This is a genomic window from Pseudomonas sp. Irchel s3h9 (assembly GCF_900187475.1).
GTDB lineage: Bacteria > Pseudomonadota > Gammaproteobacteria > Pseudomonadales > Pseudomonadaceae > Aquipseudomonas > Aquipseudomonas neuropathica.
Window position 1 is genome coordinate 265,090 of the sequence record NZ_FYDH01000002.1, and the last position, 25,919, is coordinate 291,008.

Annotated in this window: 32 protein-coding genes and 1 tRNA gene; 13 read left to right on the plus strand and 20 right to left on the minus strand. The window is 56.3% G+C overall.

Translation table 11 applies throughout. The features are described 5' to 3' along the window. Window positions 1–26: 26 nt before the first annotated feature. The 7 genes from CKW26_RS04115 to CKW26_RS04155 all read left to right on the plus strand — a co-directional run bounded on the left by CKW26_RS04115 (window position 27) and on the right by CKW26_RS04155 (window position 5,440). On the plus strand, window positions 27–977 hold the full coding sequence (locus CKW26_RS04115) for a GAF domain-containing protein (RefSeq protein ID WP_095047624.1): 951 nt from the start codon (window positions 27–29) through the stop codon (window positions 975–977). After that, on the plus strand, window positions 974–1,195 hold the full coding sequence (locus CKW26_RS04120) for a hypothetical protein (RefSeq protein WP_095047625.1): 222 nt from the start codon (window positions 974–976) through the stop codon (window positions 1,193–1,195). Before CKW26_RS04115 ends, CKW26_RS04120 begins: the two co-directional genes overlap by 4 nt. A 684-nt stretch (window positions 1,196–1,879) precedes the next feature. Next, a complete protein-coding gene (locus tag CKW26_RS04135; protein WP_156685505.1) occupies window positions 1,880–2,713 on the plus strand; it encodes a hypothetical protein in 834 nt (277 codons plus the stop codon). A gap of 49 nt (window positions 2,714–2,762) precedes the next feature. Further along, window positions 2,763–3,392: a hypothetical protein gene (locus tag CKW26_RS04140; RefSeq protein ID WP_095047629.1), complete on the plus strand. Its 630-nt coding sequence runs from the start codon at window positions 2,763–2,765 to the stop codon at window positions 3,390–3,392. Beyond that, window positions 3,389–3,706: a hypothetical protein gene (locus tag CKW26_RS04145; RefSeq protein WP_095047630.1), complete on the plus strand. Its 318-nt coding sequence runs from the start codon at window positions 3,389–3,391 to the stop codon at window positions 3,704–3,706. The genes CKW26_RS04140 and CKW26_RS04145 overlap by 4 nt, the downstream gene beginning before the upstream one ends. 409 nt (window positions 3,707–4,115) lie before the next feature. Continuing rightward, the gene (locus tag CKW26_RS04150; RefSeq protein ID WP_072392567.1) at window positions 4,116–4,328 is read left to right on the plus strand and encodes a hypothetical protein; all 213 of its coding nucleotides are present in this window, start codon (window positions 4,116–4,118) and stop codon (window positions 4,326–4,328) included. Continuing rightward, complete coding sequence (locus CKW26_RS04155) at window positions 4,328–5,440, plus strand: tyrosine-type recombinase/integrase (protein ID WP_095047631.1); 1,113 nt, start codon at window positions 4,328–4,330, stop codon at window positions 5,438–5,440. The genes CKW26_RS04150 and CKW26_RS04155 overlap by 1 nt, the downstream gene beginning before the upstream one ends. 89 nt (window positions 5,441–5,529) lie before the next feature. Here CKW26_RS04155 and CKW26_RS04160 read toward each other — a convergent pair. The 9 genes from CKW26_RS04160 to thrS form a co-directional block, all read right to left on the minus strand. After that, window positions 5,530–5,606: transfer RNA gene (locus tag CKW26_RS04160), tRNA-Pro, on the minus strand. A gap of 88 nt (window positions 5,607–5,694) precedes the next feature. Continuing rightward, window positions 5,695–6,051, minus strand: coding sequence for a MerR family transcriptional regulator (locus CKW26_RS04165; protein ID WP_003179985.1), 357 nt, complete (start codon window positions 6,049–6,051; stop codon window positions 5,695–5,697). Next, on the minus strand, window positions 6,032–6,334 hold the full coding sequence (gene ihfA / locus CKW26_RS04170) for an integration host factor subunit alpha (protein ID WP_002553164.1): 303 nt from the start codon (window positions 6,332–6,334) through the stop codon (window positions 6,032–6,034). The genes CKW26_RS04165 and ihfA overlap by 20 nt, the downstream gene beginning before the upstream one ends. A 3-nt stretch (window positions 6,335–6,337) precedes the next feature. Next, window positions 6,338–8,716 (minus strand): phenylalanine--tRNA ligase subunit beta, encoded by a 2,379-nt coding sequence (gene pheT / locus CKW26_RS04175; protein WP_095047632.1) that lies wholly within the window; start codon window positions 8,714–8,716, stop codon window positions 6,338–6,340. Window positions 8,717–8,742: 26 nt separating this feature from the next. Continuing rightward, on the minus strand, window positions 8,743–9,759 hold the full coding sequence (gene pheS / locus CKW26_RS04180) for a phenylalanine--tRNA ligase subunit alpha (protein ID WP_003226365.1): 1,017 nt from the start codon (window positions 9,757–9,759) through the stop codon (window positions 8,743–8,745). A gap of 109 nt (window positions 9,760–9,868) precedes the next feature. Beyond that, window positions 9,869–10,225 carry a 50S ribosomal protein L20 gene (gene rplT, locus CKW26_RS04185; protein WP_007913489.1) on the minus strand — a complete coding sequence of 119 codons (357 nt, stop codon included), beginning with the start codon at window positions 10,223–10,225 and terminating at the stop codon, window positions 9,869–9,871. Between the two features lie 28 nt (window positions 10,226–10,253). Then, the gene (gene rpmI / locus CKW26_RS04190; protein WP_002553160.1) at window positions 10,254–10,448 is read right to left on the minus strand and encodes a 50S ribosomal protein L35; all 195 of its coding nucleotides are present in this window, start codon (window positions 10,446–10,448) and stop codon (window positions 10,254–10,256) included. A 60-nt stretch (window positions 10,449–10,508) separates the two neighbouring features. Next, complete coding sequence (infC, locus tag CKW26_RS04195; RefSeq protein WP_170947229.1) at window positions 10,509–11,060, minus strand: translation initiation factor IF-3; 552 nt, start codon at window positions 11,058–11,060, stop codon at window positions 10,509–10,511. Then, a complete protein-coding gene (thrS, locus tag CKW26_RS04200; protein WP_007913488.1) occupies window positions 11,060–12,982 on the minus strand; it encodes a threonine--tRNA ligase in 1,923 nt (640 codons plus the stop codon). Before thrS ends, infC begins: the two co-directional genes overlap by 1 nt. Window positions 12,983–13,353: 371 nt before the next feature. Between thrS and CKW26_RS04205 the strand changes: the two genes are divergently transcribed. Both CKW26_RS04205 and CKW26_RS04210 read left to right on the plus strand, forming a co-directional pair. After that, window positions 13,354–13,656, plus strand: a complete 303-nt coding sequence (locus tag CKW26_RS04205; RefSeq protein ID WP_095047633.1) for a hypothetical protein — start codon at window positions 13,354–13,356, stop codon at window positions 13,654–13,656. A gap of 288 nt (window positions 13,657–13,944) precedes the next feature. Next, window positions 13,945–14,157 (plus strand): cold-shock protein, encoded by a 213-nt coding sequence (locus tag CKW26_RS04210; RefSeq protein WP_003179963.1) that lies wholly within the window; start codon window positions 13,945–13,947, stop codon window positions 14,155–14,157. Window positions 14,158–14,229: 72 nt separating this feature from the next. Here the strand turns inward: CKW26_RS04210 and CKW26_RS04215 are convergent, their stop codons facing one another. Beyond that, a complete protein-coding gene (locus tag CKW26_RS04215) occupies window positions 14,230–14,547 on the minus strand; it encodes an I78 family peptidase inhibitor (protein WP_034152742.1) in 318 nt (105 codons plus the stop codon). A gap of 169 nt (window positions 14,548–14,716) precedes the next feature. Then, window positions 14,717–15,022 (minus strand): hypothetical protein, encoded by a 306-nt coding sequence (locus CKW26_RS04220; protein ID WP_095047634.1) that lies wholly within the window; start codon window positions 15,020–15,022, stop codon window positions 14,717–14,719. 131 nt (window positions 15,023–15,153) lie between these two features. Between CKW26_RS04220 and CKW26_RS04225 the strand changes: the two genes are divergently transcribed. After that, a complete protein-coding gene (locus CKW26_RS04225) occupies window positions 15,154–15,360 on the plus strand; it encodes a hypothetical protein (protein WP_077571950.1) in 207 nt (68 codons plus the stop codon). A 33-nt stretch (window positions 15,361–15,393) separates the two neighbouring features. On the opposite strand, the gene CKW26_RS04230 is transcribed toward CKW26_RS04225, so the two are convergent. The 8 genes from CKW26_RS04230 to CKW26_RS04265 form a co-directional block, all read right to left on the minus strand. Then, the gene (locus CKW26_RS04230) at window positions 15,394–16,422 is read right to left on the minus strand and encodes a nucleoside hydrolase (RefSeq protein WP_095047635.1); all 1,029 of its coding nucleotides are present in this window, start codon (window positions 16,420–16,422) and stop codon (window positions 15,394–15,396) included. A 31-nt stretch (window positions 16,423–16,453) separates the two neighbouring features. Beyond that, window positions 16,454–16,858 carry a D-ribose pyranase gene (rbsD, locus tag CKW26_RS04235; RefSeq protein ID WP_095047636.1) on the minus strand — a complete coding sequence of 135 codons (405 nt, stop codon included), beginning with the start codon at window positions 16,856–16,858 and terminating at the stop codon, window positions 16,454–16,456. Next, window positions 16,855–17,772 carry a ribokinase gene (gene rbsK, locus CKW26_RS04240; protein WP_095047637.1) on the minus strand — a complete coding sequence of 306 codons (918 nt, stop codon included), beginning with the start codon at window positions 17,770–17,772 and terminating at the stop codon, window positions 16,855–16,857. The genes rbsD and rbsK overlap by 4 nt, the downstream gene beginning before the upstream one ends. A 24-nt stretch (window positions 17,773–17,796) precedes the next feature. After that, window positions 17,797–18,816, minus strand: coding sequence for a LacI family DNA-binding transcriptional regulator (locus CKW26_RS04245; RefSeq protein ID WP_095047638.1), 1,020 nt, complete (start codon window positions 18,814–18,816; stop codon window positions 17,797–17,799). A 3-nt stretch (window positions 18,817–18,819) separates the two neighbouring features. Further along, entirely contained in the window at window positions 18,820–19,797 is a 978-nt protein-coding gene (locus CKW26_RS04250; RefSeq protein ID WP_007913478.1) for an ABC transporter permease, read from the minus strand. After that, window positions 19,794–21,347 (minus strand): sugar ABC transporter ATP-binding protein, encoded by a 1,554-nt coding sequence (locus tag CKW26_RS04255; protein WP_034152749.1) that lies wholly within the window; start codon window positions 21,345–21,347, stop codon window positions 19,794–19,796. The genes CKW26_RS04250 and CKW26_RS04255 overlap by 4 nt, the downstream gene beginning before the upstream one ends. A 56-nt stretch (window positions 21,348–21,403) precedes the next feature. Then, a complete protein-coding gene (locus CKW26_RS04260) occupies window positions 21,404–22,360 on the minus strand; it encodes a sugar ABC transporter substrate-binding protein (RefSeq protein WP_016984936.1) in 957 nt (318 codons plus the stop codon). Between the two features lie 200 nt (window positions 22,361–22,560). Continuing rightward, complete coding sequence (locus CKW26_RS04265; protein WP_095047639.1) at window positions 22,561–23,016, minus strand: hypothetical protein; 456 nt, start codon at window positions 23,014–23,016, stop codon at window positions 22,561–22,563. Between the two features lie 349 nt (window positions 23,017–23,365). Here CKW26_RS04265 and CKW26_RS04270 point away from each other — a divergent pair, with 349 nt between their 5' ends. The 3 genes from CKW26_RS04270 (at window position 23,366) to CKW26_RS04280 (ending at window position 25,614) form a co-directional block, all read left to right on the plus strand. Continuing rightward, window positions 23,366–24,454, plus strand: coding sequence for an asparaginase (locus tag CKW26_RS04270; RefSeq protein WP_095047640.1), 1,089 nt, complete (start codon window positions 23,366–23,368; stop codon window positions 24,452–24,454). Window positions 24,455–24,650: 196 nt separating this feature from the next. Further along, window positions 24,651–24,920, plus strand: a complete 270-nt coding sequence (locus tag CKW26_RS04275) for a DUF1654 domain-containing protein (protein ID WP_371748305.1) — start codon at window positions 24,651–24,653, stop codon at window positions 24,918–24,920. A gap of 4 nt (window positions 24,921–24,924) precedes the next feature. Beyond that, window positions 24,925–25,614 carry an endonuclease gene (locus tag CKW26_RS04280; RefSeq protein ID WP_034152754.1) on the plus strand — a complete coding sequence of 230 codons (690 nt, stop codon included), beginning with the start codon at window positions 24,925–24,927 and terminating at the stop codon, window positions 25,612–25,614. 106 nt (window positions 25,615–25,720) lie between these two features. Here the strand turns inward: CKW26_RS04280 and CKW26_RS04285 are convergent, their stop codons facing one another. Beyond that, a complete protein-coding gene (locus tag CKW26_RS04285) occupies window positions 25,721–25,912 on the minus strand; it encodes a hypothetical protein (protein ID WP_371857726.1) in 192 nt (63 codons plus the stop codon). Between the last annotated feature and the right edge of the window lie 7 nt (window positions 25,913–25,919).

A 25,919-nucleotide genomic window follows, 5' to 3' on the forward strand; every position in this document is an offset into this window, starting at 1 on the left:
TGCGTACGTAATTGAGAAGCAACGAGATGGACATCAGAACTAACAACATTTACAACAAAGCAATTGAAGTACGGATAGCGTCATTTTCGCTGTATTGCGCCAACACTTGGATGACATTAGCCGCCCCTTTAATCATCGGCTTGCTTGCCAGCAAGATATTCGGCACAACCCCGATAGACAATACAGAATGGGTATTGTACGGGGTAGCAGCACTAATTCACCTTAAATTTGCTTGGTCAATGTTTGAAGCGGCGAATAAAAAATCACTATCAATAGCTGTTGATGAAATCCTTGAAAAAAATGAAAAATATAAAAATGAGATAATTCCTAAAGCAGAGCAACTATTCGAAAAATCAGCCGCGCAGCAAAGTGTGATCTATTTGATGACACTTGAGCTGGAAGCACGTATTGAAGAGTTAAACACCGTCCCGGAAAATGGATTACTCCGAAATCGATGGAAAAATTGGGAAAAGGGCCTTCAAGCAATGCTTTGGCACATCGCCAAGCACCGAACCCAACTTTTTGGATATAAGGCCGACAGCCTTTATAATATGGCGCTCTATCTCTATGATGCCAAGAGCGATGAGCTTTTTATCGCCTGGCGGAAGCATGATGATAGATTAGCGACTTCCAACCGCCGCTGGAAGCCAGGCGTAGGCCACGTGGGATTGGCATTTGCTCAACGAGAGGCAAAAATTTGTCATGATATTCTCACCAGCTCTGAGCTTGCCACATCAGCATCAAATGAGCCTATTGACAAAACAAAATATCGCTCATTTATGTCTATACCTGTGAGTGACACCTGCAATACGAATGGTAAAAAACCGCTAGGAGTGCTAGTGTTCACGAGTAGTCACACCAATCAATTTGATTGGGAGCTTGATAAGTTTTTTGCATTAACTACCGCAAAACTCTTGTCAATATATATTGAGCGTAACATTGCAGCAATGGACGCTCCCGGAGGAGGAAATCAATGAGCCTAAAGGATTATTTTCTCGGACTAACCTCCAAGCCTAGCCTCGACAGCGAACGCGCTGCCGAGATACGTGAAAACATGACCTCGATAAACATGAGTTTCGAAAGTTTTCTAGTTGAAAACGATCAACTAAACAACTCATACTCCACTCAGTGGGTCGAAGATGAAATTAAAAAAAGCGGCACATATTTCCTTAGAGAAATATATAGCAAAGAATAATAAAAACCGGCTGAGAAGCCGGTTTTTTTTATGCGCTAAATTATGCAGCACAGCCACCTTGAAACCCTCCTATCAGCCAGCACAGAGCTGAGCGCGTCAGCTATATCGATCCCTGATGGCCACTGCCTGATTCCCAAGCAGCTCACCGCAGAGAATGGTGCCAAAGCCCTGTTGCTTCGCGAGTTCAAGTTGCCGGTTACCAAAGAATGCCCTGAATGTTGCGAGCTTGAAGAGCCTACCGAAGACTGCTCAATCTGCGACGGTGGAGGCGAGTATGGGCAGAATCACACCATCCCATGGGACCAGATCAAGTTCATCTACAGCAAGGCAGTAAAGGGCCTAGCCGTGAAGACTGAGCCAGCTAAATCCCGATAGGAGTATATTTGTACTCCACCCGCAAAAACCTCACCCCTACCCCACATTCAAGTCAGCCGCTATAGCGGCAAGGACGAAGTGTCAGGAATAAGGAACAAAATCCCCTAAACGTTCTCGGGCGATCGGTACAGCGTATTCAAGCAGCTCAAGCGGAACGTCCTGAACGAACAAAGTCACCTCAAAGCGAAGTGTCTCGTCATTTCGAAAGATTTCAAATAACGGTCCGTTGTTACCTCTCCAGCATTCAAGCGCAAGGCCATCGTGTCCTTCAGCAACGCTTGAAACGCAGCAAAACCGATACTCGACTCCGTGAACGACCACTTCCCACCTCCATTTTTTAATGGCGGCAACGATACCTCTCCCTCATGTGAATTTGATAGCCGCAATAGCGGCAAGGACGAAGTCATGCCCAAACATAAACCAGAGCTGGCCCCCCTCTTCAGCGTGTTCAGCCTCAGCTCCAACCATGAACTGTCGACACTGCTGGCCAACATCGAAAACACCAAGCGCTTCTCCGATCTTCTGCAAGATGTTGAGCGCGAGTTCTTCATGGTGCCGGGCGAACCGTCAGGCGAGCCAGAAGACGAAGGCATGCCGGTTGATGCGGACTGCCTAGTCAATCGCTGGGGATCGAAGCCGGCCGATTACCTTGAACAGTTCAGGGTGGCTCTGCCTATCGCTGCGGCGAACTCAATTCCAGACTACGAAGCTCCGGCAACCGGCGAGAAATGGTCACTCACCGGTGAGAACGGTTCGTGGGATTACGACAGCCTTGATGAACTGCTCAAGGACAACTACGGCCATGACAGTGATGGTGATGGACACCCGGCCAGTTTCAGACCTGGCCTTTACGAAGGCGGGACGGTCTATCGCGGTACCGAGTGCAAGGATGACCCGGCAACCTTTCTGCCAGACCAGGATGATTTGCTCGAACACATGAGCGAGCGCGCCTATGACAGCGACGCCGGCGAGTGGGTCGACAATTATCCAACGCTCGACACTGCGGCGAAGGCGGATCTTGAGCGAGCAATGCGTCCACTGATGGCCTGGGCGCGGAAGCACTGCCAGCCTGACTTCTTCACCATCAAGGAGATCACCCCGCACACTGTGACCGTCGAGGATGTCAGGAGGGCCGCGCCATGATCTTCGCCCCGCTCTACATGACCTACCTCATCTATCGAGGTCCTTGGCGATGAATAAATTGGTTTGTGGGTGGGGTATCAACGATGCCGATTACGAAATCCAGGTGAACAAGCCGCACTTTGCTAATGGAGTCAAAAAATACGTTACAGAGTTCGACTGCCCTTATTACCGGCGCTGGTCACATATGCTCATGCGGTGCCACAGCGGCAAGTTCAGATCCAGAAATCCAACCTACGCGAACACAACCGTTTGTGATGAGTGGAAGAGCTTCTCGAAATTCAGGGCTTGGATGGAAAGCATGCCGTGGCAGGGCAATGAACTGGACAAGGATATCCTCGGCGACGGCACTTATTACTCTCCACAGACATGCTGCTTCGTCCCAAAAAGCGTGAACGTTTTCTGGACGAAGTGCGGGGATAAAAATTCCGGACTTGTAGGCGTGAGCTTTCACAAAGCCTCTGGAAAATATCGAGCGCAATGCAACGTCGGCAACCATCGCAAGGCACTTGGTTACTTCAGCTCAGAGCTTGAGGCTCATGCGGCGTGGGTTAATGCAAAAGCCGAGTCGTTGGCCATATTGCTGGCGTCGGTAGAGCTTGAGGAAAGGATCGTCCAGGGAATGCATCGCAAGCTGAGAGTCTTTGAAGAACGATTATCCGCACAGGTTGCTTACTTATGAACCGCATGGTCAGCGTCCGCACCGAGGAACTGACCGGCCCGGCGCTGGACTGGGCAATCAACGCGATCGAGGGTGATCAGCAGCCCGCAGCGGGTCAGCTGGATCTCTTCGCCCTGCCCGACGCCGAGCAACTGATCACGAAGTACGGCGTCTGGGTCGATGTTGGCCATCGGCACCCATGGCTGGCCGACATGACAAACGACCCGTTCAATCGCCAGACCGGCGAAACCCGAACCATCGCTGTGTTCCGCGCCGTGGTCTTTGCCAAGCGCGGCGCTGCGGTGAAGGTCCCCGTCGAACTGATCCAGCAATAGCCCCCCAACTCAACAGCCTGCCGGTGTTCGGCGGGCGAGGAACTCTGCATGCCAAAAGTTATGCGATGGGTCGCAGACCAAAGTGCGGAACACGGCTTCCGAATCGAGCCTGCCACATATGAGCAGGCAGAAGAGGCTGCAGGGTTCCGTCTTGATCGGCGGCGCAACTACTGGATTACCGAGGACGGCGAGGTTGAGGAAGACGGCGTCGTGACGCTGTCGTGTAGCGGGTGCAGTTGCGGATGTGAGGGTGGCTGTAGTTGCGGGCCGTCATCTGGATGCGGCGAGTGCGGCTACACGGGCAAACGGCGCTTTCACTTCGGTTACCCCGCCCAGTCCCCCGAGCAGCGAAAAGAACTTCGAAATATTTAACCACCTTCTGCCGCCACGCGCGGCATGGAGCATCACAATGAGAAAAGAGCTGATCAAGATCAGTGAGTTCCAGCGCCGGCGCTGGGGCGAGAACGGCACGCCTCCGTGCCCCCAGGCAATCCGCAACTACATCCGCAATGGCCAGGTACCCGGCGAGCAGATCGGGAAACTCTGGTACGTTGATTGGACGGCGTTCAGCAGGTCAGACGGCAATGACTTGGTCGCGATGGTATTGAAAGGAGCTGCATGATGGTCCCACGGCCGCGCAACAAGGCGAACAAGAGCCTTCCGCAGAACCTGTACTTCGATTCGCGGCGTTCGACCTATCGCTACCGCCGGCCTACCGACGGTAAGTGGTTCCAGTTCGGCTCGGACCGAATCAAAGCGATCGATGCGGCGAAGCAGCTAAATCTGGAGTTCATGCGCGGCGCCGACCTGATTGGCGCAGTGATGGGCAGCACTTCCGAGTCATTCGCCGGCTTCCTGGACGCATACGAACGCGACGTGCTGCCGCCGCGCGAACTGGCGAAAGGAACCTTGGGCCTATATGCCGTTCACTTCCGACGTTTCCGGAAGCAGTTCGAAGGTAAAGCGGTCGACCAGATCACGATTCGTATGATTGCGGAGATGCTGGACGCCCTCACGCCGCGCACTGCCAACCAGTGCCGCGCCCTGCTGATCGACATCTTCAACCACGCAGCGGCTAAGGGCCTGTGCCCGGACAACCCAGCGGGCAGCACCATCAACCGGATCGAGAAGAAGCAGCGCAAGCGGCATACCGTTGAAGGCCTGAAATCCATCCGAGAGAAGTCTCCGCCGTGGCTGCAGAACGCAATCGACCTGGCGCTGATCACTGCGCAGCGTCGAACCGACATCCTCAACATGCGATTCGATGGTGTTCGGGAAGGCTGTTTGTATGTGGTACAGCAAAAGACAGCCAAGGCCAGTGATGCGGCGTGGATCCGGTTCAAAGTGACCGACGAGCTCCAGGCGGTCATCAGCCGGTGCCGGGATGACATCGTCTCGCCTTACCTGATCCACCGCAGACCTGACCGCAAAAAGCAGAAACAGGCACTGACGAAGGAACACTGGACAAAGGTCGAAGAACGATATTTGACCGGAGCCTTTAAAAAGGCTCGGGAGGCGGCGGGTTGCTATAAGGGATGGAAAGAAGAGGAAATGCCGGGCTTCCATGAAGTTCGGGCGCTGTCGTTGCACCTGTATCAGAAAGCCGGAAAGGACGGGCAGAAAATCGCCGGACATGCCAGTGAGAGCATGACCAAAAACTACCAGAAGGATCACGCCGAAATCGTTTGGTCTGAAGCAATTCCAGACCTCAATATCAGCGAATTCACCGGGTAGTTTTGCGCAAGTTTTGCGCGGGTTTTGCGCAGGCACAAAAAAGCCGATCCATCTGATCGGCTTAAGTGTCTGATTTTAATCAGGAATTATGGTCGGGACGGAGTGATTCGAACACTCGACCCCTAGCACCCCATGCTAGTGCGCTACCGGACTGCGCTACGCCCCGACTGGTTTTGCAACTGTTCTTCACCTCGAAGAACGCTCAAGAATATAGCGCAAGCGTTTGAAAACTGGAAGTATTCAAACGCTGCTTTTTATTTCTTGAGAACCACCAGCACATCTTCCAATTCGGCAATCATCTGCCGAATCATCTGTTTGTATTGGGTCGTGTCGTCTTTGGCTTCATCGCCGGACAAGCGCAAGCGTGCGCCGCCGATGGTGAAACCCTGATCGTAAAGGAGCGCGCGGATCTGCCGGATCATCAGCACGTCCTGGCGCTGATAATACCGGCGGTTTCCGCGGCGTTTGACGGGGTTGAGTTGAGGAAACTCCTGCTCCCAGTAGCGCAGCACGTGTGGCTTTACGGCACACAGCTCGCTGACTTCACCAATGGTGAAGTAGCGTTTGCCCGGGATGACGGGTAGTTCGTCGTTATGACTTGGTTCCAGCATAAGCCTCAACTCGGGCCTTCAACTTCTGCCCTGGACGAAAGGTGACCACACGGCGAGCCGTGATCGGGATTTCTTCCCCCGTTTTCGGGTTGCGGCCAGGCCGCTGGCGTTTGTCCCGAAGGTCGAAATTGCCGAAACCGGACAATTTGACCTGCTCGTTGTCTTCAAGAGCGTGCCTGATTTCCTCGAAAAACAGTTCTACCAATTCCTTGGCTTCCCGCTTGTTCAGGCCCAGCTCTTCATACAGACGTTCCGCCATCTCAGCTTTCGTCAAAGCCCCCATACGTCACTTCCTTAACGTGGCGTTCAACCTTTGTTCGAGCGAGGTGAGGATATTTTGCGTCGTCGAATTCACCTCATCGTCATTAAGAGTGCGCGATGGATGCTGCCAGGTCAAGCCAACTGCAAGGCTTTTTCTATCAGGATCAATGCCTTTACCCTGATACACGTCAAACAGCCTGAGATCCGTGAGCCATTCGCCTGCATTTTCACGGATTACGTCCAGTACGGCCGCGGACGCGACGTCTTTGTGCGCAATCAGTGCAAGGTCACGACGCACTTCAGGAAAGCGCGACAACTCGTGGAATTTCGGCATTTTACCGAGTGCCACTTCAGCCAGAACCAGCTCGAAAACGAAGACCGGACGGTCCAGACCCAAGGCTTTCGACAATTCCGGGTGAATGGCGCCGATGAAACCGACTTCACGCCCTTCGCGCTCAATGCGCGCGGTTTGACCAGGGTGCAACGCAGGGTGTTTGCCCGGAGCGAAGGTGAACGAATCCAGTGCACCGGCGAAGCCCAGCACCGCTTCCACGTCAGCCTTGACGTCGAAGAAATCAACCGTGTCGCGACCTTGCGCCCAACCTTCCGGCAGCCGGCTACCGCAAACCACGCCGGACAGCATCGGCTCTTGCTTCAGGCCTTCGAGCTGACCGACGAAGCGCAGACCGCTTTCGAACAGACGCACGCGATCTTGCTGACGGTTGAGGTTGTGCTGCAGCGCTTTGACCAGACCTGGCCACAACGAAGAGCGCATTGCCGCCATGTCATTGGAGATCGGATTGGCCAGCAACAACGGCTCGACGCCCGGGTTGAACAGTTCGAACTGACGCGGATCGATGAAGCTGTAAGTGATCGCTTCCTGATAACCACGCGCCACCAGCAGACGGCGCAGCTCCGGCAGATCGCTGCGCGCTTCAGCCTTGGCTTGCGGTGCCAGGCGTGCTTGCGGGTAACGAACCGGCAGACGGTTGTAGCCGTACAGGCGGGCCAGCTCTTCGATCAGATCGACTTCCAGGCTGATGTCGAAGCGATGGCTTGGCACTTCTACGCGCCACTGACCTTCACCGTCGGCAGTAATGCCAAGACCCAGACCGCCGAGCAAACGCTCGACCTGCGCGGAATCCATTTCCATACCGAGCATCTGGGTGATGCGCTGGGAACGCAGAGTGATCGGCGCGATCGACGGCAGATGCTGCTCGCTGACGGTCTCGATGATCGGGCCGGCTTCGCCGCCAGTAATGTCCAGCAGCAGGCCAGTGGCGCGCTCCATGGCTTCACGGGCCAGTTGCCAGTCGACGCCACGCTCGTAACGGTGCGAAGCATCGGTGTGCAGGCCGTAGGAGCGAGCCTTGCCAGCAACAGCGATCTGGTCGAAGAACGCACTCTCCAAGAATACGTCGCGAGTCGTCGCAGAGACGCCGCTGTGCTCGCCGCCCATGACACCGGCAATCGCCAGTGCACGAGTGTGGTCGGCAATGACCAGCGTATCGCTACGCAGGCTGACTTCCTGACCGTCGAGCAGAACGAGCTTCTCGCCCTCTTCCGCCATGCGTACACGGATGCCACCGTTGATTTCGGCGAGATCGAAAGCGTGCAATGGCTGACCCAGTTCGAGCATCACGTAGTTGGTGATGTCGACGGCAGCGTCGATGCTGCGCACGTCAGCGCGACGCAGACGCTCCACCATCCACAGCGGCGTCGGCTTGGACAGGTCAACGTTACGGATAACGCGGCCCAGGTAACGTGGGCACGCGGCAGGCGCCAGCACTTCTACCGAACGCACTTCATCGTGCACGGCAGGAATGGCCATGACCACCGGACGGGTGACCGGCGCGGCATACAGTGCGCCGACTTCACGGGCCAGACCGGCCAGGGACAGGCAGTCGCCGCGGTTCGGGGTCAGATCGACCTCGATGCTGGCGTCTTCCAGATCCAGGTACACACGGAAGTCTTCGCCCACCGGTGCATCGACCGGCAGCTCCATCAGACCGTCGTTGCCTTCACCGATCTGCAGCTCGGCTTGCGAGCACAGCATGCCGTTCGACTCGACGCCGCGCAGCTTGGCCTTCTTGATCTTGAAGTCGCCCGGCAGCTCAGCGCCGATCATGGCGAACGGAATCTTCAGGCCCGGACGCACGTTTGGCGCACCGCACACGACCTGGAAAGTTTCCGCGCCATTGCTGACCTGGCACACACGCAGCTTGTCGGCATCAGGGTGTTGCTCGGTGCTCAGCACCTCGCCCACCACCACACCACTGAAAACACCGGCGGCCGGGGTCACGCTATCGACCTCAAGGCCCGCCATCGACAGACGAGCAACCAGCTCATCGCGATCTACCTGCGGGCTAACCCAGCCACGCAGCCATTGTTCACTGAATTTCATCCTGCTCTCCTAAGAATTCGTTACGACTAGCGAAATTGCGCGAGGAACCGCAAGTCGTTGTCGAAGAACAGACGCAAGTCGTTCACGCCGTAACGGAGCATGGCCAGACGCTCGACACCCATGCCGAAAGCAAAACCGGAGAACTCTTCCGGATCAATGCCGGACATGCGCAACACGTTCGGGTGAACCATGCCGCAGCCCATCACTTCCAGCCAGCCAGTCTGCTTGCAGACACGGCAGCCTTTACCGCTGCACATCACGCATTCCATGTCGACTTCAGCGGATGGCTCGGTGAACGGGAAGTACGAAGGACGGAAACGTACGGCCAGCTCTTTTTCGAAGAACACCCGCAGGAATTCTTCGATGGTGCCTTTGAGATCGGCAAAATTGATGTCGCGATCAACCAGCAGGCCTTCGACCTGGTGGAACATCGGCGAGTGGGTGATATCGGAGTCGCTGCGATACACGCGGCCTGGGCAGACGATGCGGATCGGCGGCTGCTTCGATTCCATGGTGCGGACCTGTACCGGCGAGGTATGGGTTCGCAGCAGCATGTTGGCGTTGAAATAGAAGGTGTCATGCATCGACCGGGCCGGGTGATGGCCTGGGATGTTGAGCGCTTCAAAGTTGTGATAGTCGTCTTCGACCTCAGGGCCTTCGGCAATGCCGTAGCCGATGCGGGTGAAGAACTGCTCGACACGTTCCAGAGTCCGGGTCACCGGATGCAGACCACCGGAGGTCTGACCACGGCCCGGCAATGTCACGTCAATGGATTCGGCAGACAGTTTGGCAGCCAGTTCGGCTTCTTCAAACAGAGCCATGCGCGCATTGAGAACGCCTGTAACACGTTCCTTGGCAACGTTGATCAGGGCGCCGACTTGCGGACGCTCTTCTGCCGGCAAATTCCCCAGGGTCTTCATCACCTGAGTCAATTCGCCCTTTTTGCCAAGGTATTGAACCCGGATTTGCTCCAGGGCATTGATATCTTCAGCGCTTTGCACAGCCTCTAGTGCTTGAGAGACCAGCGCATCCAGGTTTTCCATGTACAGACTCCAGATACAAAATAGGGGAAGAGCTTGAAGGCTCTTCCCCTATTTAAGACGTTTACCACCTGACCCCACGGAAGTGAGGCCGGGTGATTGTCGGGGGTACTTAAGCCAAGGTGGCTTTAGCTTTCTCGACAATCGCAGCAAACACCGCTTTTTCGTTCACTGCCAGATCAGCCAGAACCTTACGGTCGATCTCGATGGACGCTTTTTTCAGGCCAGCGATGAAACGGCTGTAGGACAGACCGTTAACACGAGCACCGGCGTTGATACGAGCGATCCACAGAGCGCGGAACTGACGTTTTTTCTGACGACGGTCACGGTAGGCGTATTGGCCTGCCTTGATTACCGCTTGCTTGGCAACACGGAATACGCGGGAGCGTGCGCCGTAGTAGCCTTTAGCAAGTTTCAGAATTTTTTTGTGACGCTTACGGGCAATGACGCCACGCTTTACACGAGCCATGAGTTACTTCCTCTATTCTTGACTAAAATTAACGAAGGCGCAGCATGCGCTCGACTTTTGCCACGTCAGACGGATGCAGCAAGCTGCTACCGCGCAGTTGACGCTTACGCTTGGTCGACATTTTAGTCAGGATGTGGCTCTTGAAAGCGTGCTTGTGCTTGATACCGTTAGCAGTTTTCAGAAACCGCTTAGCAGCACCACTTTTGGTTTTCATTTTTGGCATGTTCGGATACTCCGCATTCAGTTGATAAACATAATCAGAAGGCCTGCCGTGCCCTGTTGATTACTTCTTCTTTTTCGGGGCGATGACCATGATCAGCTGGCGTCCTTCCATCTTAGGATGCTGTTCGACCGAACCGTACTCGAGCAGGTCAGCTTCAACCCGCTTGAGGAGTTCCATCCCCAGCTCCTGGTGGGCCATCTCACGGCCGCGGAATCGCAAGGATACCTTGGCCCTGTCCCCATCACTCAGGAAACGTACCAGGTTGCGCAGTTTTACCTGGTAATCCCCTTCCTCCGTCCCTGGACGAAACTTGATTTCTTTAACCTGAATCTGCTTCTGGTTTTTCTTGGCTGCGGCAACCTGTTTCTTCTTCTCGAAGATCGATTTGCCGTAGTCCATCAGTTTGCAAACAGGGGGTACTGCATCGGCGGAAATTTCCACCAAATCCAGTTTGGCCTCTTCAGCCTTAAGAAGCGCGTCTTCAATTGACACAATCCCAAGCTGTTCACCTTCAGCCCCAATTAACCGAACCTCGCGTGCCGAGATATTCTCGTTGATCGGGGCTTTCGGTGCAGCTCGTTTATCTTGTCTCATTTCACGCTTAATAATAATTACTCCGAATCTGGGCGACCACGCCGGGAAACCGCTTGCGCGAGAAACTCAGCGAACTGGGCGACGGGCATCGAGCCCAGGTCAGCACCTTCACGAGTACGCACAGCGACAGTCTGCATTTCGACTTCCTTATCTCCGATTACCAAGAGATAGGGAACCTTGAGCAAAGTATGCTCGCGGATTTTAAAGCCGATCTTTTCATTTCTCAAGTCGGACTTGGCACGAAATCCGCTTTCGTTGAGAGTTTTTTCAACTTCTGCAACAAAATCTGCCTGTTTATCAGTGATATTCATGATCACCGCCTGCGTTGGCGCGAGCCAGGCAGGGAACGCACCTTCGTAGTGCTCGATCAGAATCCCGACGAAACGCTCGAAGGAACCGAGGATCGCACGGTGCAACATCACTGGGTGTTTGCGGCTGTTGTCTTCGGAGACGTATTCAGCGCCCAAACGGACAGGCAGGTTAAAATCGAGCTGCAGAGTACCACATTGCCAGACTCGACCAAGGCAGTCTTTCAGCGAGAACTCGATCTTCGGACCGTAGAACGCGCCCTCACCCGGCTGCAGATCGTACGGCAGGCCCGCAGAATCAAGGGCTGCAGCCAATGCAGCTTCAGCGCGATCCCACAACTCGTCGGAACCGACACGTTTTTCCGGACGAGTGGACAGCTTCATCTCGACATCGGTAAAGCCGAAGTCACGATAAACGTCCATGGTCAGCTTGATAAACGCGGCGGACTCAGCCTGCATCTGCTCTTCGGTGCAGAAGATGTGGGCGTCGTCCTGAGTGAACGCACGTACGCGCATGATGCCGTGCAGAGCACCCGATGGCTCGTTACGGTGGCAGGCACCGAACTCGGCCAGACGCATCGGCAGCTCGCGGTAGCTCTTCAGGCCCTGATTGAACACCTGCACGTGGCACGGGCAGTTCATCGGCTTGATCGCGTAGTCGCGGTTTTCCGACTGCGTGGTGAACATGTTGTCGGCGTAGTTGGCCCAGTGCCCGGATTTCTCCCACAGGCTGCGGTCAACGACTTGAGGGGTCTTGATCTCAAGGTAGCCGTTGTCGCGCTGGATCTTGCGCATGTACTGCTCGAGCACCTGGTACAGAGTCCAGCCGTTCGGGTGCCAGAACACCATGCCCGGGGATTCTTCCTGGGTGTGGAACAGGCCCAGACGCTTGCCGATCTTGCGGTGATCGCGCTTTTCAGCTTCTTCGATGCGCTGAATGTAAGCCGCCAGTTGCTTCTTGTCTGCCCAAGCGGTGCCGTAAACGCGCTGCAACTGCTCGTTCTTGGCGTCGCCGCGCCAGTAGGCACCGGACAGCTTGGTCAGCTTGAAGGATTTCAGGAAACGCGTGTTCGGCACGTGCGGACCGCGGCACATGTCGACGTATTCTTCGTGATAGTACAGACCCATGGCCTGTTCGTTCGGCATGTCCTCGACCAGGCGCAACTTGTAGTCTTCGCCACGAGCCTTGAACACTTCGATCACTTCGGCGCGCGGAGTGACTTTCTTGATCACGTCGTAATCTTTTTCGATCAGCTGTTGCATGCGCTGTTCGATAGCGGCCATGTCGTCCGGAGTAAAAGGACGTTCGAAGGCGATGTCGTAATAGAAGCCTTCGTCGATGACCGGCCCGATGACCATTTTCGCAGTCGGGTACAGCTGTTTGACCGCGTGACCCACCAGGTGCGCGCAAGAGTGGCGAATGATCTCCAGCCCCTCTTCATCCTTTGGCGTGATGATTTGCAGGGTCGCGTCGCTGCTGATGATGTCGCTGGCGTCGACCAGTTGGCCATTGACCTTGCCGGCCAGTGTGGCTTTGGCCAGACCGGCACCAATGGATGCGGCGACCTCGGCTACGGAAACCGGGTGATCGAATGAACGTTGACTGCCGTCGGGAAGAGTAATAGTTGGCATGGCGCCTCCTCTCCTAGTGGTGACCCCTACCAAAGGTCACGTGGGTTGGGATGAGCCAGTACAAGATCCGATCCAGGCCATTCAATGACGAACGCCTGCCTTACAGCGGCAGGAGCCTTGCGGCCAACCGGAAAACCGAACCAGAGTGACTGGGATTCAAATCGAATTATTCGCACGTCGACCGCTGCCGGGACTGTAGGTCATCCGGAGCCTGAGAACGCTTGAGCCCGGCATGCTAGCACAGATGAGCGGTCACTTATGCCTCTGTTTGATCACAAGGCAAATCGTCTGTTTTTATGCCAGAGTGCTGAACTTGATGGCCCCTTCAGCCCTCAGATAACAAGACATTGACCCACAAGGAGCATCCTCGCATGCGTCTGAATACCCTGTTCGCCGTCGTCGCCCCTATAGTTATGTTGCTGCCGCTGAGTGCCCACGCCGACTGGCCGAAGGGCGAACGCGAGAAGTACATGGCCCAGTGCACCCAGGCGGCGACCCAACAAATCGGTGCTGCGGCTGCCAAATCCCATTGTGCTTGCGGCGCTGATGCCATCAAGTCTTATCCAGCGAGCGACATTCAGGCGCTGATGGACAACAAAGCCACTCCTGAATTGCAGCAGAAAGCGCTGGGCCAAATCGCCAAATGCAAGGCAAACACCCCGGCGAAAAAGTGATCGAAAAAGCATTCTGAGTCGGCTCAGCGCCGCTAAAAAGGGCTGAATTTGAGCCTTTTCAGATGATTTATGCAGGTTTTACAGGTTTTTTTATCGTCTTTACGTTCCGCCAAAAGCCTTGTAAACCGGGGCTTTCAGCCGATAAAGGCAGTAAAGAAAACACGACTGATTGGCAAACAGCACGTCCGGGGGGCTACCAAAGCGAACATTTCGACTATGATACCCGGGTGTGCCCAGTTGGCCTGAGCAGCACAGTACTGAAAAATATATGTTTCTTGGAGATACACCATGTCTAATCGCCAAACCGGCACCGTTAAGTGGTTCAACGATGAAAAAGGCTTCGGCTTCATCACTCCTCAAGGTGGCGGTGACGACCTGTTCGTACACTTCAAAGCTATCGAATCCGACGGTTTCAAAAGCCTGAAAGAAGGCCAGACCGTCTCTTTCGTGGCTGAGAAAGGCCAAAAGGGTATGCAAGCTGCACAGGTTCGCCCAGAGTAATTTCTGCGCGCACTAAAAAAACCCCGTCCATGTGACGGGGTTTTTTATGCCTGCAATAAAAGCCTTCGCTAATCAGCCGCAGTTGACACGAGTGATCACCAGGTTGTTGTCGGTGTTCAGATTCAAGCGATCGGAGCGGTACTCGAGCGTGATCATGTCGTTCGGCTTGAGGAAGCGAGCATTTTGCGCCCCGGCTTTGTTGCGCGCCTGCTCCAGCAACTCTGGCGAAGCTTTCTTGCCAATGGCGAACTCCGCCGCCGATGCTTCACAGCGGCTATGACCGGCTTCGGTCGCCACAGATTCCTTTGCCGACTCGCTGGAGGTCGTGCTGCAACCGGCCAACATCACAGCGGCCATAAGTGCACCCAGTGTCGCGAACTTCAAAGGCATGAAGCCTCCTTGTTTTCAAAATGGTTAAGCTGAGATCGTGCGACCGCCATTCAAGCGATTGGTTTCACAGCCAAGGCCATCACCCTGCCCCACGACCGGAAAAGCGCCGAGTGTGCCTGAGCGGCACGTACCACTTCATCAATCAATCGTGACTGAATATTAACGGTGCTCAATAGACATCGATGTAGTCATACGGCGGATTCGGCCAGTTCTCCTTCAACGCGTTGAAAATCTGCATCACCCACACCTCATCACTGGCCGCGACGTTACCCACGTACCCTGAACCCTTGGCCCAGGTTTCCAGGCGAAACAGCAAACCGTCGATATCCTGCCCACCGGTGATACCCGAAGAAATGTAAGCGATACCGCCCTTGGTCACGCGCAGCTGCGTGTGTTCGTCATCACTGGCCGAGGCGAGCAACTGGCGCACTGCGTCGAGCGTGAGGCCGTCAGGAGTGTTCAAATCGATCTGCACAACAGAATCCTTGGAAAGCCTTAAAAGACCAAGTGTCGCATAGCGCTCCGTTCATGCCTAAGTCGCAGTGCCAAACGCCCGACAAAATGGTTAACTCAAACCCAAGATCTTCCGACTATTCGAGCGCTCTCATGACCACCATCAGCATCGACGCCGCCATTAATGCCAAATGGGCAGACGGACACAGCTCTTACAGCCCGGGAACCACCGAGGAGCTTGCGCTGATTGGTATCGATCTATTGGTCAAGGAGCTGGGCACGGAGGCGGCTCAGCAATTCATCAAGCAGATTTTCGAGCGCTACCCGACCGAACAGGTTGAACACACTGAGAGGGTGTAAAAACCCGCAGGCTGGCACCTGCGGGGGAGCGGCTTACTTCAGACGTTTCAGACGCTCGGTCAGCAAGTCAAAGAAGCCTTGCGCGTCGCCATTTTCCACCCAGAAGGCGTTTTTCGGCGCCTTCAGGCCGTCGTACCAATCGACGATGGTCTGACCGAAAGTCGGCCCTTCACGACTATCCACCACGACATTCACCGAGCGACCGGTGAACAGTTCCGGCTTGAGCAGGTAGGCCACAACCGTAGCGTCATGCACCGGGCCACCCGGAATACCGTAGTGCTCCATGTCGCCTTTGATGTACTCATTGAGGATGTCGCCGACAATCTTGCTCGCGTTGTTGTTCAGCGCAGCGATCTGCTTCAGTCGCGCGTCACTGGTGAGAATCTTGTGGGTCACGTCCAGTGGCAGGTAGGTCAGTTTCACGCCGCTTTTCAGGACCACTTCGGCCGCTTGCGGGTCAGCAAACAGGTTGAATTCAGCCACCGGGGTGATGTTGCCGCCGTTGAAGTGCGCACCACCCATGATCACCACTTCCTTGATGCCCTGAACAATTTCAGGCTCCTGGATCAGCGCCAGCGCCAGGTTGGTCTGTGGACCGAGCATGGCGATCGTGATGCTGTGCGGCTTGGCTTTTTTCAGGGTATCGATCAAGTAATTGACCGCATTGCCTTCAGCCAGCCCCTTTTTCGGTTCGTGCACGGTGACACCCGACAGACCTTCCTTGCCATGGATGTTCTCGGCGTAGATCGGTGTGCGCATCAGCGGCTTCGGCGCGCCAGCATAAACCGGTACGTCCTCGCGCCCTGCCCACTCGCGCGCCAGTCGTGCGTTACGCGATGTCTTGTCGAGGCGCACATTGCCGGCGACGGTGGTCAGCGCGCGAATGTTCAGTTCTTCCGGCGAGGCCAGCGCGAACAACAGGGCGACCACGTCGTCGGCCCCTGGATCGGTATCGATGATCAGGTCGATTTTTTCCGCCGCCTGAGCGCCGGTCGCAGTGATTACGGACAAAAGCAGTAAACCCCGGATGAGTTGATGCAGTTTCTGAGCATAGCGTTGCATGGCGCATTCCTTGTGCTTGTGAAATCAAAAGTTAAAAGGTGACTCCAGCGACCAGCACGATATTGCAGTACGGCTGACATTCGCCTGTACGAACAATCGCCCGTGCCTGTCGGCTGAGAACCTTGAATTGCTCGTGACTGAGCAGATCACGACGGCCCAGAGCGCCCTCTTCATTCAACGCGTCCAGCGCATTCAGTGCGGTCGGTTGCTTGTCGAAGATTTCTTTGGCCAGTGCATGGCTTTCCACCTGCATCTCGCTGAGCACGACTTTCAGGGTACTGACGAAATCCGGGACACCGTGGGTCAGCGCCAGATCAATTAGCTCGACACCCGGCGGCACCGGCAGCCCGGCATCACCAATGACCACCATGTCGCCATGGCCCAGGGACGCGATTAGTCGCGACAATGCGACGTTGAGCAGAGGAGTCTTTTTCATGCGGGTTTAAAGGCCTGTACGTCGGATAGGGTTGGAATGGACGGCTGCGCGCCGGCGCGGGTTACCGATAACGCGGCGGCGATCTGCCCGAAACGAATCGCCTCGGCCTCGGACCTGCCATTGGCCAGCGCAGCGGCGAAACCACCCACGAACGTGTCGCCTGCGGCCGTGGTGTCGACGGCCTTCACTTTGGGCGCCGGGAAATGCTCAAAGCTTTGGCCATTGGCGAACAGCGAGCCTTGCGCACCAAGGGTAATAATGACTTTGCCCGCACCCATGGCGATCAACTGACTGGCTGCACTTTCTGCCGTTTCCTGCGAGTCCACCGGCAACCCGCTCAACACGGTCGCTTCGCTCTCATTGGGGATCAGGTAGTCGATCGCCGCAAACCAGTCTGCCGGCAGTGGACGACTGGCCGGCGCCGGATTGAGGATCACGATTTTACCCAGCGCGCGCGCGCGCTTGAGCGCATGCCCCACCGTGGCATCCGGAATTTCGAGCTGGCAGATGATCACGTCTGCGGCTTGCAGCACCGCATCAAACCGGTCGATCACTGCGGGCGTCATGGCGCCATTGGCGCCGGCGACGATGACAATGGCGTTCTGACTGTTGTCATCGACCACGATCAACGCCACACCACTGGAGTCATCGACAGCGCTCACTGCCTGGCAATCGATCTGTTCGGCCAACAAGGCGTTGCGTAGTTGCACGCCATAATCGTCGCTGCCAACACAGCCAACCATCGCCACCTGCGCGCCCAAACGCGCTGCGGCCACCGCCTGATTGGCGCCCTTGCCGCCGGAAACCGTGGCAAACGAATGACCGATCAACGTTTCGCCACCGACCGGCAGCCGTGGCGCCCGGGTCACCAGATCCATGTTCAGGCTGCCTATTACCACTACATTTGCTGGCATACATCATTACTCGTCAATTCGGTTTCAGCGGTATTCGGTGAACACGCCGGACAACGGTGCAGTGGATTCGCGCAAGACAATACTCGGGGTCACGATCCGTTGATCAGTGCCCAGGTTCGGCGTGGCAATCCTGCGCAGCAGCACTTCGGCCGCCATCTCGCCCAGTTGCAGGATTGATTGCCCCACCGTGGTGAGTGCCGGGTAGACGTAACGACTCATCTGGATATCGTCGAAACCAATCACCGACAGCTCGCTCGGCACGCGCACATTGCGCTCCGCCGCCGCTCGCAGCACACCAATGCCGATCATGTCGTTACCGGCAAAGATTGCGCTCGGCGGATTGCGCTCGAGCAGAATCGCCGCTGCGTTGTACCCGCCAGTACTGGTGAAATCGCTTTCCAGCATGCGCTCCTGACGGACATCAACGCCCGCCTCTTTCAGCGCTCGGCAATAGCCGGCCAGACGCATCTGCGCAACACTGGTGCTGGCCGGGCCGCCGATGGTGGCGATGTCGCGGTGCCCCAGTTCAAGCAAGTGCCGGGTCGCGAGGTAAGCGCCGTATTCGTGATCGATACGCACCAGATCGGCATCGACGCCATCCAGACTTCGGTCGACGATGACCATCGGCGTTTTCACCCCGGCCAACCCCTGCGCCAGGCCGCTGTCACCGCCAGCGGAAGCAACGATCAAACCGTCGATGCGCTTCTCCAGCAACACGCGCAAATAGCTGCGCTGCTTGTCGGGATTGTCGTCGGAGTTGCAGAGGATCACGCAATAGCCGTTACGCTCGCAATAATCCTCGATGCCCCGCGCCAACTCGGCGAAGTACGGGTTGAGACTGTTGGGCACCAGCAGGCCGATGGTTGCAGTGGTCTTGGCTTTGAGCGAGCGCGCCACCGCACTCGGCACATAGTCGAGGCTCTTGATCGCCGCCTCGACTTTCAACCGCACTTCCTGACTCACCGGACGGGTGTTGTTCACCACATGCGACACCGTCGTGTAGGAAATCCCCGCGAGGGCTGCCACATCCTTGATCGTTGCCATCTCTTAGCCCCGGCGACTGGCGCGCTGACTGCGATAAGTGTCGAGCACCACCGCGATCACGATGACGGCGCCGGTGATGATTCGTTTGGTCGGTTCAGTCGCACCGATCTGCGCCAGACCTGCCGCCAGGACCGAAATGATCAAGACCCCAAAGAATGTGCTGATCACCGAACCACGCCCGCCCATCAGGCTGGTACCGCCGATAACCACAGCTGCGATTACCTGCAACTCCAGACCGGAACCGGCATTCGGGTCAGCAGCTTCCAGACGGGAAATCTGAAACAGCGCAGCGATACCGGCCAGCAGCCCCATCAGGCTGAACACCAGAATCTTGTAGGGTTTCGGATTGATCCCCGCGAGGCGCACCGCCTCTTCGTTGGTGCCAATGCCGATCAGGTAGCGACCGAACACGGTACGGGTCAACACGGCCTGAGCGATGATAATCACCAGCAAGGCAATGATAAACGATGGCGAGATGCCGAACGCGATCGGGTTCGACAGCCAGGCAAACGAATCACCGATGTACGCGGTGCGCGATCCCGTCATCTGATAAGCCAGACCCCGAGCCATTTCCAGCACACCGAGAGAAACGATGAACGATGGAATCCGCCACGCCACCGTGATCGAACCGGTGACGGTGCCAGCCAGTGCGGCCACTGCCATGCCGAGCAACGCTGACGGCAACACGCCCCAGCCCCAGCCAAGAATGGCAACGCTGACCGTCGAAGCAGCCAATGCCAGCACCGACCCCACCGAAAGATCGATGCCGCCAATGATCAATACGAAGGTCATGCCGACCGCCAGCACCATCAGATCAGGAATCTGGTTGGCCAGCGTACTGAAGGTGTTATACGACAGAAAGTGGCTGCTCAAGACCGAGAACAGCGCAATCATCGCCAGCAAGGCACCGGCCAGGCCCAGATAAGTGCCCAGGCCATAGAAGTTGCCACTACGTTTGCCGGCAGGAGATGCAGTTTTCATGGGAGATCCCTAGGCGCCGCTTCGTTGAGCAACGCATCACGTTTTTGGTAGCCGGCGAACGCGGCGGCAAGCAAATCATCCTGGGTCCAACTATCGCGCTCGAAGGTGTCGATCAAGCGCCCTGCCGACAGCACGCCGATCCGGTCGCAGATCAGCATCAGTTCACGCAGGTCACTGGAGACCACCACCAGCGCTTTGCCCTGGCGCGTCAGTTCGCCGAGCAAGGCATAAATGTCGAACTTGGCGCCGACGTCGATGCCACGGGTCGGCTCATCGAACAGCAGCACCGAACAGTCGCGCTCCAGCCAGCGGCCGATCACAACCTTCTGCTGGTTGCCACCGGACAACTCTGAAACCAGTTGTGTCGGACTCGAACTACGAATGCGCATGGCGTCGATCTGACGCTGCGCCAAAGCGATTTCGTCGCCGTTGTTGACGACACCGCCACTGGAAATTTCCGGCATGTTGCCCAGCGCGATGTTGGCGCTGATCGACTGGCTGAGCAGCAAACCTTCGCCCTTGCGGTCTTCGGTGATCAACGCGATGCCGTTGCGTACAGCATCGACTGGCGAACGCACACTGACCACTTTCGCTGGCGAACCGAGGGCGATGGTGCCGCTGTCAGCGGTATCTGCACCGAATATCAAACGCAGTAATTCTGTGCGCCCTGCCCCGATCAGCCCGGAAATCCCGAAGATCTCGCCGGCACGCACTTCGAACGAGACATCGCGCACTTTGTCAGAGCGAGTCAAACCGGTGATCGTCAGCGCCGGGGCGCCAATATTGCGCGCACCCATGTCGATGTGCTCGCCCAGCTCGCGACCTACCATCAGCGTGACCAACTGCTCGCTGTTGTAATTGGCCATCGGCTCGACGCAGACCAGATTGCCGTCACGCAGCACGGCAATGCGCTGGGCCACACGGGCGAGTTCTTCGAGACGGTGGGAAATGTAGATGATCGAAACGCCGCGCGCCTGCAAGCGGGTGATCTGCTCAAAAAGCATTTCGACTTCACGCGCGGTGAGCATCGCGGTCGGTTCGTCGAGGATCAGCACATGACAATCGCCGATCAGGTTGCGGGCAATTTCGACCATCTGCTGATGCCCGATACCCAGCTCGCCGACCAGCGTATCCGGGTCAATGGCGTCGAGACCGACTTGCGCCATGGCTTCGATCGCCGCTTTGCGCAGTTGCTTGCGGCTGATCCAGCCGCCGTTGCTTGGCAGGTTGTCGAGAAACAGGTTTTCCGCGACCGACAGTGTCGGCAACAGATTGAGTTCTTGCATGACCATGCGCACGCCGAGCTCTTCAGCCTGGGTACGACTGCCCGGTCGATAGTCCTTGCCCTGGAATTGCATCTGGCCGGTCGTCGGCGTGACCAGTCCGCCAATGATCTTCGACAGGGTACTTTTGCCGGCACCATTCTCGCCGGTCAGCGCCAGCACTTCACCGCGCATCAGCGTCAGATCGATGCCGGTGAGCACCGGTTGCGCATAGGTCTTACCGATACCGCTGACCGAGAGGACAGCGTTCGGGGCGGAAACTGACATAAAAACTCTCCATGCGCTCGCCCGGACGGACGAGCGCCGTTGTGTCGCCAGAAGACTTACTTGGTGACCAGCTCGACCGGTGTTTCGATCACGCCGTTGGCGCCGCTGTCGACTTTCTCGCCCTTGATGATTTTCAGCGCGGTTTCGATGCCGAACACTGCCTGCTTGGCAGCGAACTGGTCAGCCGTGGCCAACACGCGGCCATCCTTCAACATTGGCTTGATAGCGTTGATGTTGTCGTAACCGACCACCTGAACCTGACCGGCCTTGCCAGCGGCACGTACTGCGGAAACGGCGCCGACGGCCATGCTGTCGTTACCGGCCAGCAGTGCTTTGACGTCCGGGTATTCGCTGAGGATCGAAGCGGCAACCTTGTTGCCCTTGTCGATTTCCCAGTCACCTGATTGCAGGGAAACGATCTTGATCTGTGCGGCGTCCATCGCATCCTTGAAGCCAGCGGTACGTTGCTGAGCGTTGGTCGTGGTGGACACACCTTCAATGATGCCGACTTCGTCACCAGCCTTAAGCTGCTTGGCCAGGTATTCGCCGACCAGACGGGCGCCTTTGCGATTGTCCGGACCTACGAAGGGCACGCTGATGTTTTTGCTTTTGACGATGGCCGGATCAAGTTGGTTGTCGATGTTGATCACGGTGATACCAGCATCGACGGCTTTCTTGATCACCGGCACCATGGCCTTGGAATCAGAAGGCGCGATCACCAGTGCATTGACCTTGGCCAGGATCATTTGCTCGACGATGCGGGTCTGGCCAGCAGTGTCGGTTTCATCCTTGATGCCATTGGAGATCAGGTCGAAATCGGCGGAGTGTTCTTTCTGGTACGCCTTGGCACCATCTTCCATGGTCAGGAAGAATTCGTTGGCCAGAGACTTCATGACCAGCGCGACTTTAGGTTTTTCGGCGGATTCGGCGAATGCCGAGGAGACAGGTAGTGCGGCGGCTGTGGCAGCCAGCATAGCGACAGCAAGAAGACGTCCAGCGAATGGCAGCTTCATGGGTTCACTCCGATCTTATGATTATTGTGAGCAACGCTTGCGCTGGCGTAAGCTACTTCGCTTTCCCCATGGCCATAAGGCGCCGGGAAAGCCGCGCAAACGTTTGCGTAGACCGAACTATGCGAATCCCGCCGTCATTTGTCAACAATCAGAAATCGGTATTGATTAAAGGACGAATCCGCTGCTTCGCCCTTCAATGCTCAGGCCGTGGTGTTGACCACGTTGCCGCTGGTGGAGCCCTGGGACATTTCCTTGAGCAACGCCGCCGCGACCTCCATGAGTGCGCCGCTGGTCTGCGCGATCTGACCCTGAATGGACATCACCGCCTGCGACTTGGCCTCAGGCGTCGGATAGCTCGCAGCCTGAGCCGCCGCCAGTTGCTGTTGCTGCTCCTGCAGTTGCTTCTGCAACTCTTTCATCCGCTTGAGCAGCATTTTCACGGTGACATTGAGACTGTCGCCGCTGTCCGCGCTATCGGCCTGGCTGGCTTCTTGCGCAGGGCCGCCAGTCCTGACTTGTTTGCTCGGTTCTTTTTCAACGCCCAGCGCCTCGTCGGAAGCGTCCGCCTCTGCCTGGTTCATCGCATTGATCGTCGCTGCGGTTTTACCGCCGATGGTGACTGTACCCGGGTTTGAAAAACCGATCGTCAGTGACATGTGAACTCCCTAAAAAAGCGTTTCCCAGAACAACCATCGGCCTCAAGGCCGATTTCTTTAGTAGAGAATCCCGAGCCGGCAACCGGTTTCATTCGAAAGAAGCCGTAGTCCCTTTCGGTGAACCGAACGCGAAAGCCTCCATTGTTCGGAAACCCGGATAAACGCTTCGCCCCACCATTTGCAAATCCATAAAATATTGATGTAAATCATCAAGTTAAACATTTCTCTAAAGCAAAGTAGGGCTGGTACAGATCCTGCTCCCTAGCCTGCACCCCGAGCATTCAGATCGGCTTGGGGCGCATCTAGATGAACCTGCATCAGCACCGTCTCACCACTAGAGAGAAAAATAATGAAATCTGCTTTCAACACTTTGGTTCCGGGCGCTTTGGCCCTTCTCCTACTCCTGCCCACCGCCCTTCAGGCGAAAGAAGTCGAAACCCAGACCAAGCTCGCTAACGTCGTAGTCCTTGCCACCGGCGGCACCATCGCCGGCGCCGGCGCGAGCGCCGCCAACAGCGCCACCTATCAAGCGGCGAAGGTTGGCGTCGAACAATTGATCGCCGGCATTCCCGAGCTGAGCAAACTGGCAAACGTGCGTGGCGAACAAGTCATGCAGATTGCCTCGGAAAGCATCACCAACGAAAACCTCCTGCAACTGGGTCGTCGCGTGGCCGAACTGGCCGATAGCAAAGACGTCGATGGCATCGTCATCACCCACGGCACCGACACCCTGGAAGAAACCGCTTACTTCCTCAACCTGGTAGAAAAAACCGACAAGCCAATCATCGTCGTCGGCTCAATGCGTCCGGGCACCGCGATGTCCGCCGATGGCATGCTCAACCTGTACAACGCCGTGGCCGTGGCCAGCAGCAAAGAAGCGCAAGGCAAAGGCGTACTGGTGACCATGAACGATGAAATCCAGTCCGGTCGTGACGTCAGCAAGATGATCAACATCAAGACCGAAGCGTTCAAAAGCGCCTGGGGCCCACTGGGCATGGTGGTTGAAGGCAAATCCTACTGGTTCCGCTTGCCAGCCAAGCGTCACACCATGGATTCGGAATTCGATATCAAAAATATCAAGAGCCTGCCTGACGTAGAAATCGCTTATTCCTACGGCAACGTCAGCGATACTGCCTACAAGGCTCTCGCACAATCCGGTGCCAAGGCGATCATCCATGCCGGTACCGGTAACGGCTCGGTCTCCTCCCGCGTTGTTCCAGCCCTGCAAGCGCTGCGCAAGGATGGCGTGCAAATCATTCGTTCGTCCCACGTCAACGCTGGCGGCTTCGTTCTGCGTAACGCCGAACAACCAGACGACAAATACGACTGGGTTGTCGCTCACGACCTGAACCCGCAGAAAGCCCGCATCCTGGCAATGGTCGCCCTGACCAAAACCAATGACAGCAAAGAGCTGCAACGGATGTTCTGGGAATACTGATGGACTTTCGCCCGGTCAATTCTTGATTGGGCACCCTGCACCACTCGCCTGACGGGCGGGTGGTGCAACGCTCACAAAGCTCTCGCACTTTTCCTACAAAAAACTCGACACGACTTACACCAAATCCGGAAAACCGCTGTCAGAGGATTTTCTTGAATTTTAAGCAGTTGCGAAAATGCTTACAGTTAAATACTGTATGCACGTACAGCTTAATAAGGATAACCTCGTGGCCACCTCCCCTGATGCTCCTGACGCTTACGAACGCATAGGCATGCGCGTTCAGAAAATCATCAATTCCCCTACCGCACAGAAAGCCAAAGCCGCACTGATCTTTCGTCTTCCGGACGAGCCGATGGACGAGTGGGAGCGCCTGCTTGAGGAAATCGACGAGAACGACAACGTCACCCTCGCTTATCGCGACGACGGTGGCGTGCAGATTTTTTGGGTTGTGCCGAAGGAAGATTGATTCAATGAGTGTCCGCTGTTTTGCTCTGCTGTTGCTGTTCATCGCCATGGGTGCCCAGGCTGGCGCACCCCGCACATTTACCGAAGCCAAGAAGGTCGCCTGGAAGCTGTATGCACCGCAGTCCACAGAGTTCTATTGCGGGTGCAAGTACACCGGCAACAAGGTGGATCTGAAGGCGTGCGGTTACGTACCGCGCAAGAATGCCAAGCGTGCGTCACGTATTGAATGGGAACACATTGTGCCGGCCTGGCAGTTCGGCCATCAGCGTCAGTGCTGGCAGGAAGGCGGCCGCAAGAACTGCACCCGATACGACCCAAGCTATCAGAAGGCCGAAGCCGATCTGCATAACCTGGTGCCGAGCATCGGCGAGGTCAATGGCGATCGCAGCAATTTCAGCTACGGCTGGCTGCCAGTGCAATCCGGGCAATACGGTTCGTGCCTGACCCAGGTCGACTTCAAGGCGAAGAAGGTCATGCCCCGCCCGTCGATTCGCGGCATGATTGCCCGCACGTACTTCTACATGAGCAAGCAGTACGGCTTGCGCCTGTCAAAACAGGATCGACAATTGTATGAGGCATGGGACAAGACTTACCCGGTGCAGGACTGGGAGCGTCAGCGTAATCAGAGCGTGGCGTGCGTGATGGGGCGCGGCAATGAGTTTGTCGGCCCGGTGAACATGAAAGCCTGCGGCTGATTGCAGCGCAGACAAAAAAGGCCTCGAACGCGATGTTCGAGGCCTTTTCATTTACGCTTGATTAGCCGCTTTATTGTGTCGCCAGCAGCCCATCAAATTGAGTGACTCACGAGGTATGCCACGCTCTTTGATCAGGTATCTGCGCAATCTTCATGACGGCTGCCGACTCCCCGGCAATCCAGCCGTAAAAACCCTCAGTGGCGGTGTCGGCGATTTCCCAGAAAGTGTCCTTTTCCATATCGACGTCAGCCAATTCAATCGCTTGCCCCACCGCTGCCATATCAACTGGCAAAGTCACCGCCCAT